Here is a 12,523-nt window from a genome sequence, read left to right on the forward strand (position 1 = left end):
CCGGCGGGTCGCGCCCCTGGCCAGGGGCGCCTCCCCGCACACCGGCAGGCGTGCAGCGCGTAGTAGCTGAAGTCGCCGCGATCCGGACGGCAGGGCCGGGGCCTGGCCGGAGGCCCGCCGCAGAGGCGGGGTCCGTATGCCGGTCCACGGCGGGCCGGACCCCGCTCACCTGCGTCGACCGGCCTACTCCACCCCGACCTCCCCCACCGCCACCCCCGCCTCCAGATACAGCGCAGCGCCCCGCTCGCGCGCCCGCAGCGCGCCGCGCAGGCGCTCGTAGCGGACCGGCGGGAGGAGGCCGGCGGCCTCCTCCTCGGTGGCGAAGCGCCAGTCGCGGAGTTCGGGGCCGGGCAGCAGCAGTCGGCCGGCCTCGGTGCTGTCGAGGCGTCCGCCGTCGAAGAGGAGGCGCAGTCCGCCGTAGCCGGGCGGCGCGGGCGGCTCCCAGTCGATGACGAGGAGACGGGGTACGTCGGTGAGGTGGATGCCGGTCTCCTCGGCGACCTCGCGGATGCCCGCGCGCGCGGGCGCCTCGCCGCGCTCGACGACCCCGCCGGGGAACTCCCAGCCCGCCTTGTAGGTGGGGTCGACGAGCAGCACCCGGTCCTGCTCGTCGAACAGCAGGACCCCGGAGGCCACCGTCTCACCGGTGGGTTCCGGGGTCTGCACGATGTCGCACACCGGCGCTGTTCCGGCGCTGACGGCCTCGGCGATCCGCACGGCCGTCTCGTACGGAGTGAGTGCGCTGGTGTCGACCGGGTGGGCGTCGGCGGTGAGCCAGGAGGCGAGCGCCGTCCGGTACGGCTCTATCTGGTCGTACGACCACTGCCGTACCCGTATCTCCGCGTCGGGGAGGTCGGGCGGGACCTCCCGGGTGGCTATTCGCTCGCGCAGGATCGTTTCCGCCGGGGCGAGGAGCACATGCCGGACCGTGATCCGGCGGGCGGCGAGACCGCCGAAGATCTCGTCGCGGTACTCCTGACGCAGCAGCGTCATGGGCACCACGAGGGTGCCGCCCAGCTCGGCGAGCATGGCGGCCGCGGTGTCCACGACGAGCCGCCGCCAGATCGGCAGGTCCTGGAAGTCGCCGACCTCGGCGAGGCGCTTGGGCGGCAGCAGTTGTGCGAGTGCCCCGCCGATGACCTCGGGGTCGAAGAGCGTGCTGTTCGGGATCAGTTCGATCAGTTCTCGTGCGGTGGTGGTCTTTCCCGCACCGAACGCGCCGTTGACCCAGACGATCACGTTTCCCCCTCTTCTGTTGGACCCCTGAGGCTTGCCCGCTCCACCCTGCCACGGAAACCAGATCACGTTGAGGCCGCCGAAACAGTGGCGCCGGTGCCCCGTCTCACGGGGGCACCGGCGCCACTTTCACCACTTCCGGCACGTCAGCCGGTGGTGCTGTCGCCTCCCAGCGCGTCGTCGTCCACGGCCAGACTGTCGCTGGCGACGGTGTGGTCGAGGGCACTGAGCGTGTCGTCCACGTTCAGATCACCGAGGGCGTCGGCCCCCAGACCGTGGGACGGGGTGATCGCCGCGACGACGAACCCGGTGGCGAGGGAGGCGATGGCGAGCATGCTGCGCTTCTTCATGCCCGGATCAACTGCGGAACCGGGGCGGGGGTCACGCCCTGATCCACTCCGACTCCGGTCCGACTCCAACCGAGTCGCTTGGACATCGGAGGTCTGGCTGCCCGTCGGTATACGGCCTACCGTAAACGCACCCGGATGACGCGGACATGACGTCATCCCATATCTCGCGAGTACGGAGGAACGTAACGATGCGTCACCTTCACACCCGCACAACCCGTCACAGAGTGATCGGAGCACTCGCCGCTACGACCCTGCTGTTCACCGCCGGCTTCACCGCCCCGGCGCTGGCCGCTCCCCCGGAAGCGGCGCCCGCCCTTCCCTCTCCAGCCGAGGGCCTGGCGCTCACCCCTCCGATGGGCTTCAACAACTGGAACTCCACGCACTGCCGGGCCGAGTTCAACGAGGCCATGGTCAAGGGGATCGCGGACATCTTCGTGGCGAAGGGACTCAAGGACGTCGGCTACGAGTACGTCAATCTCGACGACTGCTGGGCCCTGCCGCAGCGCGACGCCGACGGCAAGCTCGTGCCCGACCCCGTCCGATTCCCCAACGGGATCAAGGCGGTTGCCGACTACGTGCACGCCAAGGGGCTCAAGCTCGGCATCTACACCAGCGCGGGCACGAAGACGTGCAACAGCGCCGGGTTCCCGGGGGCGCTGGGCCATGAGTACAGCGACGCCCAGCAGTTCGCCGACTGGGGCGTCGACTACCTCAAGTACGACAACTGCAACAACCAGGGCGTTGATGCCAAGTCGCGCTACACGACCATGCGCGACGCGCTCCTGGCGACCGGCCGGCCCATCGTCTACAGCATCTGCGAGTGGGGCCAGAACAAGCCCTGGGAGTGGGCGGCGGACGTCGGCCAGCTGTGGCGTACGACCGGGGACATCAGCGACACCTGGGGTTCGATGCTGTCGATCCTCAAGAGGAACCTGCCGCTCGACGGGTACGCCGGTCCCGGCCACTGGAACGACCCCGACATGCTGGAGGTCGGCAACGGCGGTATGACGGACACCGAGTACCGCTCCCACTTCTCCATGTGGGCGATCATGGCCGCGCCGCTTCTCATCGGCTCCGACCTGCGGTCCGCGTCCGACGAGACCTTCGGCATCCTGGGCAACCGCGAGGTCGTCGCGGTCGACCAGGACCCGCTGGGCCGCCAGGGCACGGTCGTCTCGTCCGAGGGCGGCGGCTGGGTCGTCGCCAAGGAGATGGCGGACGGCAGCCGTACGGTTGCCCTCTTCAACGAGACCGGCAGCGCCCGGCGGATCTCGACGACCGCGGCGGCCGTCGGCCTGCCCGCCGCCGACGCGTACACCCTGCGCGACCTGTGGCAGCACCGCACGTACAACACCGCGGGCACCGTCTCGGCGACGGTCCCGGCCCACGGCACGGTCCTCGTACGGGTGGCCGCCGACCGGCGCTGGTCCCAGTACCCGCCCGCCGTCGAACTCGCCCTGGACAACGCCCTGTTGGTCGAGGCAGGCACCCCGACTACCCTCACGACGACACTCACCGACCTGGGCCGCACCCCCGCCACGCGCGTCTCGGTCGCTCTAACGGCCCCCGAGGGATGGACAGTTCGGGCGAAGTCCCCGACCGACGCCCCCGTCGTACGACCCGGCGCGTCCCTGCGCACAAGGTGGACGCTCACACCTGCACAGGGGACACCCCCAGGCTCGTACGACCTTGCGCTCAGGGCGAGTTACCGGTCACCAGCGGGTGCGCGCGTCGACAGTGCGCTGCCGCTGACCGCGTCCGTGGTGGTGGCGCCGCCCGCCGGCGTCTCCTCGCTCGGCGACCTGCCGTGGCTGTCGGCCACCAACGGGTACGGTCCCGTCGAACGGAACACCAGCAACGGGGAGAGCGCGGCGGGCGACGGCCATCCGATCACCATCGGGGGTGTGGTGTACGCCAAGGGGCTCGGCGTCCACGCGGCGAGCGCCGTCGAGTTCTACACCGGGGCGGCCTGCGAGACGGTCGGCGCGGACGTGGGCGTCGACGACGAGAAGGGCGCCAACGGCACCGTCGCCTTCGAGATCTGGGCCGACGGTACGAAGGTCGCCTCCACCGGCGTCCTCACCAACGCCATGCCCGCCGAGCACCTCGCGGCAGACGTGACGGGCGCCCGCACGGTCCGCCTGGTCGTGACCGACGGAGGCGACGGAATCGACTCGGACCACGCGGACTGGGCGGATGCGGTGGTGAGTTGCTGAGCCGGCCGGTCGCCGGTACTCACGACCACTGAACCGTTTCCGCGCTCAGCGGGCCGGGAGGGAAGAGAGGGGGTGCGGGCGTCGGCCGATGAAGGATCGCTCCGGCCGACACCCGCACCCACCCCACGCTCGCCTCAGCAACGTCGTCCGCCCTGCGCGTCAACACCGGGCCGGGAGGAGCAGCGACGGACATCGGCCCACTGCAGGACCATTCCGCCGGACCCACACCCACCCCACGCCCGCCTCAGCCACACCGTCCACCCTCCGCGTCAACACCGGGCCGGGAGGAGCAGCGACGGACATCGGCCCACTGAAAGACCGCTCCGACCGACACCCACCCCCGAGAAACCCCCTCAGACGCTCGCCTCAGCCGCGTCGTCCACCCTCCGCGTCAGCGCCGCCGCTGCCGCGCCCACCAGGCCCGCGTCCGTGCCCATCTGCGCCGGGACGATCTCCAGGCGCTGGACGAACGACAGGGTCGCGTAGGTCTTCAGGGCCGCGCGCAGCGGCGTGAACAGGACGTCGCCGGCCTTGCCCACGCCGCCGCCGATCACGGCGACGTCGATCTCCACCAGGGTCGCGGTGGCGGCGATGCCCGCCGCCAGCGCCTGGGCAGCGCGTGCGAAGGAGGCGACGGCGACCGGATCGCCGGCCCGGGCCGCCTCTGCCACGGCGGCGGCCGAGGTGTCGCCGTCGGGGCCGGGCTGCCAGCCGTCCGCCAGGGCGCGGCGGGCGATGTTGGGGCCGCTGGCGATGCGCTCCACGCAGCCACGGGAGCCGCAGGCGCAGGGCTCGCCGTCGAGGTCGACGCTGATGTGCCCGATGTGGCCCGCGTTGCCGGTGGGGCCGGGGTGCAGCCGCCCGTTGAGGACCAGCCCGCCGCCGACACCGGTCGAGACGACCATGCACAGCGCGTTGTCGTGGCCGCGTGCGGCGCCCTGCCAGTGTTCGGCCGCCGTGATCGCCACCCCGTCGCCGATCAGCTCGACGGGCAGGCCGCCGGTCACGGCCCGGACGCGTTCGACCAGCGGATAGCCGCGCCAGCCGGGTACGTTCACCGGGCTCACCGTGCCCGCGGAGGCGTCCACAGGCCCCGCGCTGCCGATGCCGACGGCGGTCGCGCGTCCCCACAGCGGCGATCCGGTCAGTTCGGCGGCGACCTCCTCGACGGCCCGCATCACCGTCTCGCCGTCCTCCCGCGCGGGCGTCGGGCGCTGTGCGCGCAGCAGGATCCGGCCGTGGCCGTCCACCAGCGCTCCGGCGATCTTGGTGCCGCCGATGTCGAGCGCGGCCACGAGGTCGGTGTGCATCAGTGTCAGATCTCCCTGTCAACCATGGCAAAGGGGCAGGCCGGTCTGACGGTGGGGGCGCAGTCCGGAGATAGCGCTGGACAGTGTCTCCCGCATCTGACAACGTTGTCCAGGCTCTATGCTCGACGCCACATCCTCATACATACAGAGGGACGACGCATCCCCGGACCAGAACTTGGTCCAAGGGCATGGCAGCGTATCGCCGTGAACCGCCATGGATCGCCGAAATCCCGTGGACGACAGGACAGCGCATCGTGGCCGACACCGCCCGCCGCCCGGAGAACCGCTACGGCAACCGTCCGACCATGAAGGACGTGGCCGCACGGGCCGGGGTCGGACTGAAGACGGTCTCGCGTGTCGTCAACGGCGAACCGGGCGTCACCCCGGAGACCGAACGCCGTGTGCAGGAGGCGATCGACGCACTCGGCTTCCGCCGCAACGACAGCGCGCGTGTGCTGCGCAAGGGCAGTACGGCGAGCATCGGCCTCGTCCTGGAGGACCTCGCCGACCCCTTCTACGGGCCCTTGAGCCGGGCGGTCGAGGAGATCGCCCGGGCGCACGGCGCCCTGCTGATCAACGGGTCGAGCGCCGAGGACCCGGAGCGCGAGCAGGAGTTGGTGCTGGCACTGTGCGCGCGGCGCGTGGACGGGCTGGTGATCATCCCGGCCGGTGACGACCACCGCTATCTGGAGCCCGAGCTGAAGGCGGGCGTCGCCACGGTGTTCGTGGACCGGCCGGCCGGTCAGATCGACGCCGATGTCGTCCTGTCGGACAGTTTCGGCGGTGCCCGGGACGGTGTCGCCCATCTGATCGCGCACGGTCACCGCCGGATCGGCTTCATCGGCGACATGCCCCGCATCCACACCGCCGCGGAGCGGCTGCGCGGCTATCGCGCCGCGATGGAGGACGCGGGCATACCGGTCGAGGACGCGTGGATGTCGCTCGGCGTCACCGATCCGGAGCGGGTGCGCCGCGCGGCCGAGGACATGCTCGTCGGGCCGTCCCCGGTCACGGCGATCTTCGCGGGCAACAACCGGGTGACGGTCACGGTCGTCCGGGTCCTCGCCGAACATCGCCGCCCCGTCGCGCTGGTGGGCTTCGACGACTTCGAACTCGCCGACCTGCTCCAGCCGGGCGTCACGGTCGTCGCCCAGGACGCCGCCCAGCTCGGCCGCACGGCCGCCGATCGTCTCTTCCGTCAGCTGGACGGCACCCTGCTCACCCCGGAGCGCATCGAACTCCCGACCCGTCTGATCACCCGGGGCTCGGGGGAACTGCCCCCGGCGGACTGAGCCGCCGATGCGCACCCTGGAGTCCCTGGGCCTCGCCGAGGCCCCGCGCGACCACCCGCTCACCTATCCGGGCGTCTGGCCGACCGAGTCCGGCATCCTGGACGGCGACCGCTTCCTCCCCCTCCTCCGCCCTTTTCCCTTCCCCGGCCGCGTGCCCGTCCTCGCCGTCGGCTCCAACGCCTCCCCCGGTCAACTGCGGCACAAGATGGCGGAGTTCGACCTCCGCGCACCGCTCCCGATGACCCGGGTCGAGGTCACCGGCGTCGAGGTCGGTGTCTCGGCCCATGTGAGCCTGCTCGGGTATGTCTCCGCGTCGCCCTTCAACGCCCCCGGAAACGTACGGGAGTTGTTCGTCACCTGGCTCGACCCGGACCAGCTCGCCGTCATCGACGCCAGCGAGGGAGTGCCGGTGCCGACAGGCCCGTACGACCGCGTCTGGCTCCCCTCCCCGGACGTGACCGTCGAGTTGTCCGGCGAGCGGCTGCCCGGCGTGTACGCCTATGTCAACCGGCGCGGGGTGCTGCACGACGGGTCCGGAAGTCCGCGCCGCCATCCGGGTGAACGCCGGCTGCTCACCGAACTCCTCGACGGATCAGCGGGGTTGAGGGACCTGTTCGGCAGTACGCCCGAGGAGTTCTGCGACCGCGCCCGCTTCGACCAGGACCGGTGCGACCGGGGCACCCGGCTGTTCGCGGCGGAGGGGCTGGTGGTCGCGTCCGGTCTGGAGCCGTACGTGAGGGATCAGCAGACCGGGAGTCCGGGCACCGGTTCGTCGTTGGCGCCGCCCTCGATGTAGACGTCGCTGACATAGACATCGGCGTTGCCGCTGTCGTCGTCGGTCTTCGCCCACCAGGTGTTCGTCCACTCGCCGGATGTCTCGCGGCGGCCCAGATCCTGTTGGCAGTAGAAGTAGTTGATGCCCGAGTTGAGGATGCCTACCGCGGTGCCTGACGCGGTGTAGGACTTGGCGGTGCGCCAGACCGAGCAGTTGTACTTGCCGTCGCCGACCGACACGCACGCGGTGGTGGGGTTGGAGGTCGCGCCGTCGCTCGGATCGGTCGTGTCCGAGGCTCCGGGGGTGGTGCCCGTGGTGTCGGTTCCGGAGGTTCGCGACGGGACCGGGGTCGCGTCGTTCCCTGTGCTGGGGGTGGTCGTCGTCGGGGACGGGGGCTTTCCGGCGCCCTTGTCGGTGGGCGTCGGGGTGGCGGAGGGGTCCGTGTCGGACCGGCCGGTGCCCGTGGCGGGCGTACCGGCCTTGCTCTCCTGAGACGCCACGGGCCCGTCGCTGGCCTCGCTGTCGTCGCCGTCGCCGATCAGCGCCACGGTGAGTCCGGCGGCGAGGGCGACGGTGACGGCCGCGGCGGTGAGCAGCGCGCGTCCCCTGCGGCGGGGCCGGGCGGAGGCGGTCGCCGGGGCGGCGAGGGTGGTCGGGTCCGTGAGGTGGTCGGAGTCCTGGTCGACGAGGGTCGTCATGGGTCCGGCGGGGCCGCTTCCGGGCGTTCCGGAGCTCGTGGGCTCGGACGGGCCGGAGCCGGGGGACGGTTGCTGTGCGGCTTCGGGTGCGGGCGGAACCTGTTCGGCGGGCGCGAAGTCCGACGGCCCCGCCGGGGCTCCGGGCTCTGCCGCCTCCCCGACCGCGGCAGCCCCGTACTGCCGAAGCCCGGTCGTGGGCGTGTCCGTGGCACCGCTCGTGGCCGACGCCACCGCCTCCAGCAGGCCCCGTGCCGTCGCCGCGTCCGGGCGTTCCTCCGGTCGCTTGGCCATCAGGAGCCGCAGGACCGGGCCCAGGGCACCGGCCTGGCCGGGTTCCGGGACGGGGTCGGCCACGATCGCGGTGAGCGTGGACCAGGTCGACGTACGGCGGAAGGGCGAGGCGCCCTCTACGGCCGCGTACAGGGTGGCGCCCAGGGCCCAGATGTCGGAGGCCGGGCCGGGGTCGTTGCCCTGGGCCCGTTCGGGGGCCAAGTAGTCCAGGGAGCCGACGAGTTCACCGCTGCGGGTGAGGTGGGTGGCCGAGCCGTCGCCCGGGTCCTCCATCGTGGCGATGCCGAAATCCGTGAGGACGACCCGGCCGGAGTCCTCCAGCAGGATGTTGCCGGGCTTCACGTCACGGTGCAGGACGCCGACGCGGTGGGCGGCGGCCAGCGCGTCCATGACCTGGGCGCCGATCCGGGCGACCTCGCGCGGGTCCAGGGTGCCGCGCTCGCGCAGGACGTCGTCCAGGGAGAGGCCGTCCACCAGTTCCATGACGATCAGCGGGCGGCCGTCGATCTCCGCGACGTCGTGCACGGCGACGACGCCGGAGTGCCGTATTCGGGCCGCCGCGCGGGCCTCGCGCTGCATCCGCAGCCGCAGGGCGGCCAGTTCGGGCGCGGCGGCGTCCGTGAACGTACGCAGTTCCTTGACGGCGACCTCGCGGCCGAGGACCTCGTCGACGGCACGCCAGACGATGCCCATGCCGCCGCGCCCGAGCTGGGACACGACCCGGTAGCGGCCGGCCAGCAGTCGGCCAGCCCCGTCCTTCTGCCGCACCGCCCGTGCCTCCGGCCGCTCTTCCGGCTGTCCGGCCGTCTGTCCCTGCTCCCCCGAAGACACCGCTGCCCCGTTCCTGTGACCCACCCGTGTGTTCGTACAGCCTACGGGGCGGGTGTGACAGCGGAAGATCGTGGCCGCTCTTGTGACAGGGGTGCTACCTGGGCGACGCCGTCAGGTCGGCACGCCTGGGCCGCGCGAAGCCTTCCAGGTCGGACCTGGTCAGCCCCTGCGTCGCCCGGGTCACCTCCGCGACGTCGAGGGCGCCGCAGTCCAGACCGCGCAGCAGATAGGCGCTGAGGGCCTTGGCGGTGGCGGGCTCGTCCATGACGTCGCCGCCGGTGCGGCTGGCGTAGCGGGAGAGACGGGCCGCGGCCTGTTCGTAGCCCTCTCGGTAGAAGGCGAAGACGGCCGCGTAGCGGGTCGGGATGTGCCGGGGGTGCATGTCCCAGCCCTGGTAGTAGGCGCGGGCCAGGGCGCGCCGGGTGAGGCCGTAGTGCAGTCGCCAGGCCGCGTGGACCTGTTCGGTCGGGCCGACCGGCAGGACATTGGTGGAGCCGTCCGAGACGCGTACGCCGGTGCCCGCCGCCGCGACCTGCATGATCGCCTTGGCGTGGTCGGCGGCCGGGTGGTCGCTGGCCTGGTACGCGGCGGAGACGCCGAGGCAGGCGCTGTAGTCGAAGGTGCCGTAGTGCAGGCCGGTGGCGCGGCCCTCGGCGGCCTGGATCATCCGGGCGACCGTGGCCGTGCCGTCGGTGGCGAGGATGGACTGACTGGTCTCGATCTGGATCTCGAAGCCGATCCGGCCGGGCGTGAGACCGCGCGCCTTCTCGAACTCCTCCAGCAGCCGGACCATGGCGGTGACCTGCTCGGAGTACGTCACCTTGGGGAGCGTGAGAACCAGGCCGTCGGGCAGTCCGCCGGCCTCCATCAGACCCGTCAGGAAGATGTCGAGGGTGCGGATGCCCCGGTCGCGGACCGGCGCCTCCATGCACTTCATGCGGATGCCCATGTACGGGGCCGCCGTACCGTTCTCGAACGCCTCGGCGATCAGACGCGCCGCGCGGGCGGCCGTCTCGTCCTCCTCGGCGTCCGGGCGGGGGCCGTAGCCGTCCTCGAAGTCGACGCGCAGGTCCTCGATCGGCTCGCGCTCCAGTTTGGCCCGCACACGGTCGTGGACACCTTCGGCGAGGTCGTCGGAGAGGCCGAGGACGGCGGCGAAGGAGGCCGCGTCCGGGGCGTGTTCGTCGAGGGCCGCGAGGGCCTGGTCGCCCCAGGAGCGGACGGTGTCGGCGGCGAAGGCGTCCCCGGGGACGTAGACGGTGTGCACGGGCTGACGGGTGCCGGGGTCACCGGGGTAACGGCGCTCCAGTTCCGCGTCGACGGGGGCGAGGGAGGCGCTGATCTCCTCACTCACGGCGCCCGCGAGACTCGTCGCCACGTTCTCCTGTCGGCCCTGCCCCATTCCACACCCTCAATCTTCCGCACTGCGGAATCAACAATCCGTAGAGCGAAGCTAGCTTCCGATCTTCACCCCGGTCAACACCGTCTCGAAAGGGGATTTCCCAAGCTCTTCCCCCTGATCACTGCTGACCCGGCATCTTCTTCCGTATTCACTGTGCAAGGTTCATCCTGATCCGAAGGGGAGGAGATCGCGTGCCGAAAGAGGTCGGAGTGACGCGTCGTCAAGGACTGAAGTCCGCGGCGGCCGTCGCCATCGCCGTGCCGCTGCTGACCACGGCGGGCTCGTCCAAACCGGCGGTCGCCGGCGAGCACCCGGGCGCCCTGAACGTCATGACGTTCAATGTGCGCTTCGCGACGGTCGTCGACGACACACCGCGCTGGACCGTGCGCAGGCCGGTGATGCGGGAACTGCTGCGCCGTGAGCGCCCCCACATCATCGGCACCCAGGAGGGGCTCTACCAGCAGGTGCGCATGATCGAGAAGGACCTCGGCGAGCACTACGACTGGATCGGCACCGGCAGAGGGGGCGGCAGCAAGGACGAGTTCATGGCGGTCTTCTACGACACCCGCAGACTCGACCCGATCGAGTTCGATCATTTCTGGCTGTCCGACACCCCGTACACGATCGCTTCCAACACCTGGGGCGCGGACTGGCTGCGCATGGTGACCTGGGTGAAATTCGCCGATCTCGCCGACGGGGGGCGGGAGTTCTACGTCCTCAACACCCATCTGGACAGCGTCAGCCAGTACGCCCGGGAGCGCTCCGCGAAGCTCATCGGCGAGACGATCGCCGGGTGGGACCCGTCGGTGCCGGTCGTCGTCACCGGCGACTTCAACTCGGCCGCCCACGACAACCGGGTGTACGACCTGATGCTGGCGAACGGACTCGTCGACACCTGGGACACGGCGGACGCCCGCAGTCCGCTGTACGGGACGTTCCCCGCCTACCGGACGCCCAAGCCCGGCGGTCGGCGCATCGACTGGATCCTGACCTCGCCCGGGGTGACCACCCACTGGGCGGCGATCAACAACTTCTCCGTCGACGGGATGTACGCGAGCGACCATCTGCCGGTGCAGGCCTCGCTGTCCCTGGGATGAGCAGAGGCCCCCGCGACCGGTCGGTCGGTCGCGGGGGCCTCTGAGCGCTCAGGAGCCTCAGCCCTTGCGGGCGTTGATCTCCTCGGTGAGGGCGGGGACGACGTCGAAGAGGTCGCCGACGACGCCGTAGTCGACGAGGTCGAAGATCGGGGCCTCGGCGTCCTTGTTGACCGCCACGATCGTCTTCGAGGTCTGCATACCGGCGCGGTGCTGGATGGCGCCGGAGATGCCGTTGGCGATGTACAGCTGCGGCGAGACGGACTTGCCGGTCTGGCCGACCTGGTTGGTGTGCGGGTACCAGCCCGCGTCCACCGCGGCACGCGAGGCACCGACGGCCGCGCCGAGGGAGTCGGCGAGCGCCTCGATGATCGCGAAGTTCTCCGAGCCGTTGACGCCACGGCCGCCGGAGACGACGATCGCGGCCTCGGTCAGCTCCGGACGCCCGGTCGACTCGCGCGGAGTGCGCGCGGTGACCTTGGTGCCGGTGGCCTGGGCGGAGAAGGTGACGGCCAGGGCCTCGACCGCGCCGGCGGCCGGGGCGGCCTCGACGGCGGCCGAGTTCGGCTTGACCGTGATGACCGGGGTGCCCTTGGCGATGCGGGACTTGGTGGTGAAGGACGCGGCGAACGCGGACTGGGTGGCGACCGGACCCTCGTCACCGGCCTCCAGGTCGATGGCGTCGGTGATGATGCCGGAGCCGATGCGCAGCGCGAGACGGGCGGCGATCTCCTTGCCCTCGGCGGAGGACGGGACCAGCACGGCGGCCGGGGACACGGCGTCGTACGCGGCCTGGAGGGCGTCGACCTTCGGGACGACCAGGTAGTCGGCGTACTCGGCGGCCTCGTGGGTGAGGACCTTGACGGCGCCGTGCTCGGCGAGCGCGGACGCGGTGTCGGCGGCGCCGTTGCCCAGCGCGACGGCGACCGGCTCGCCGATGCGGCGGGCCAGGGTCAGCAGCTCCAGGGTGGGCTTGCGGACGGCACCGTCCACGTGATCGACGTAGACGAGAACTTCAGCCATGGGAC

Annotated in this window: 10 protein-coding genes; 4 read left to right on the forward strand and 6 right to left on the reverse strand. The window is 71.6% G+C overall.

Going from position 1 to position 12,523, the window contains the following annotated elements:
- Nucleotides 1-183: 183 nt before the first annotated feature.
- Together ACFYXF_RS05725 and ACFYXF_RS05730 are read right to left on the reverse strand one after the other, a co-directional pair.
- Nucleotides 184-1,239, reverse strand: coding sequence for an NUDIX domain-containing protein (locus ACFYXF_RS05725; RefSeq protein WP_389348261.1), 1,056 nt, complete (start codon nt 1,237-1,239; stop codon nt 184-186).
- Nucleotides 1,240-1,382: 143 nt separating this feature from the next.
- Nucleotides 1,383-1,586: a hypothetical protein gene (locus ACFYXF_RS05730; RefSeq protein WP_389348262.1), complete on the reverse strand. Its 204-nt coding sequence runs from the start codon at nt 1,584-1,586 to the stop codon at nt 1,383-1,385.
- Between the two features lie 188 nt (nt 1,587-1,774).
- Between ACFYXF_RS05730 and ACFYXF_RS05735 the strand changes: the two genes are divergently transcribed.
- Nucleotides 1,775-3,802 carry an NPCBM/NEW2 domain-containing protein gene (locus ACFYXF_RS05735; protein ID WP_389348263.1) on the forward strand — a complete coding sequence of 676 codons (2,028 nt, stop codon included), beginning with the start codon at nt 1,775-1,777 and terminating at the stop codon, nt 3,800-3,802.
- A gap of 353 nt (nt 3,803-4,155) precedes the next feature.
- On the opposite strand, the gene ACFYXF_RS05740 is transcribed toward ACFYXF_RS05735, so the two are convergent.
- Nucleotides 4,156-5,112 (reverse strand): ROK family protein, encoded by a 957-nt coding sequence (locus ACFYXF_RS05740; RefSeq protein WP_389348264.1) that lies wholly within the window; start codon nt 5,110-5,112, stop codon nt 4,156-4,158.
- Nucleotides 5,113-5,300: 188 nt separating this feature from the next.
- Between ACFYXF_RS05740 and ACFYXF_RS05745 the strand changes: the two genes are divergently transcribed.
- Together ACFYXF_RS05745 and ACFYXF_RS05750 are read left to right on the forward strand one after the other, a co-directional pair.
- On the forward strand, nt 5,301-6,404 hold the full coding sequence (locus ACFYXF_RS05745; RefSeq protein ID WP_389348265.1) for a LacI family DNA-binding transcriptional regulator: 1,104 nt from the start codon (nt 5,301-5,303) through the stop codon (nt 6,402-6,404).
- A 7-nt stretch (nt 6,405-6,411) separates the two neighbouring features.
- Nucleotides 6,412-7,200, forward strand: a complete 789-nt coding sequence (locus tag ACFYXF_RS05750; protein WP_389348266.1) for a hypothetical protein — start codon at nt 6,412-6,414, stop codon at nt 7,198-7,200.
- On the opposite strand, the gene ACFYXF_RS05755 is transcribed toward ACFYXF_RS05750, so the two are convergent.
- Together ACFYXF_RS05755 and ACFYXF_RS05760 are read right to left on the reverse strand one after the other, a co-directional pair.
- A complete protein-coding gene (locus ACFYXF_RS05755) occupies nt 7,146-8,999 on the reverse strand; it encodes a protein kinase (protein ID WP_389348267.1) in 1,854 nt (617 codons plus the stop codon). The genes ACFYXF_RS05750 and ACFYXF_RS05755 overlap by 55 nt on opposite strands.
- Before the next feature lie 94 nt (nt 9,000-9,093).
- Nucleotides 9,094-10,401 carry a DUF6986 family protein gene (locus tag ACFYXF_RS05760; RefSeq protein ID WP_389348268.1) on the reverse strand — a complete coding sequence of 436 codons (1,308 nt, stop codon included), beginning with the start codon at nt 10,399-10,401 and terminating at the stop codon, nt 9,094-9,096.
- A 191-nt stretch (nt 10,402-10,592) separates the two neighbouring features.
- On the opposite strand from ACFYXF_RS05760, the gene ACFYXF_RS05765 reads away from it, so the two are divergent.
- On the forward strand, nt 10,593-11,498 hold the full coding sequence (locus ACFYXF_RS05765) for an endonuclease/exonuclease/phosphatase family protein (RefSeq protein ID WP_389348269.1): 906 nt from the start codon (nt 10,593-10,595) through the stop codon (nt 11,496-11,498).
- A gap of 57 nt (nt 11,499-11,555) precedes the next feature.
- Here ACFYXF_RS05765 and ACFYXF_RS05770 read toward each other — a convergent pair whose 3' ends face one another.
- Nucleotides 11,556-12,518 (reverse strand): electron transfer flavoprotein subunit alpha/FixB family protein, encoded by a 963-nt coding sequence (locus ACFYXF_RS05770; protein WP_389348270.1) that lies wholly within the window; start codon nt 12,516-12,518, stop codon nt 11,556-11,558.
- Between the last annotated feature and the right edge of the window lie 5 nt (nt 12,519-12,523).

Origin of the sequence: Streptomyces sp. NPDC002680 (assembly GCF_042889145.1) — a bacterium.
GTDB lineage: Bacteria > Actinomycetota > Actinomycetes > Streptomycetales > Streptomycetaceae > Streptomyces > Streptomyces adonidis.

Bases quoted from the DNA above. Each gene is read 5' to 3' on its own strand.
- ACFYXF_RS05745 (WP_389348265.1), top strand. From the start codon at position 5,301: ATGGCAGCGTATCGCCGTGAACCGCCATGGATCGCCGAAATCCCGTGG.
- ACFYXF_RS05760 (WP_389348268.1), bottom strand. From the start codon at position 10,401: ATGGGGCAGGGCCGACAGGAGAACGTGGCGACGAGTCTCGCGGGCGCC.
- ACFYXF_RS05735 (WP_389348263.1), top strand. From the start codon at position 1,775: ATGCGTCACCTTCACACCCGCACAACCCGTCACAGAGTGATCGGAGCA.
- ACFYXF_RS05730 (WP_389348262.1), bottom strand. From the start codon at position 1,586: ATGAAGAAGCGCAGCATGCTCGCCATCGCCTCCCTCGCCACCGGGTTC.
- ACFYXF_RS05770 (WP_389348270.1), bottom strand. From the start codon at position 12,518: ATGGCTGAAGTTCTCGTCTACGTCGATCACGTGGACGGTGCCGTCCGC.
- ACFYXF_RS05750 (WP_389348266.1), top strand. From the start codon at position 6,412: ATGCGCACCCTGGAGTCCCTGGGCCTCGCCGAGGCCCCGCGCGACCAC.
- ACFYXF_RS05740 (WP_389348264.1), bottom strand. From the start codon at position 5,112: ATGCACACCGACCTCGTGGCCGCGCTCGACATCGGCGGCACCAAGATC.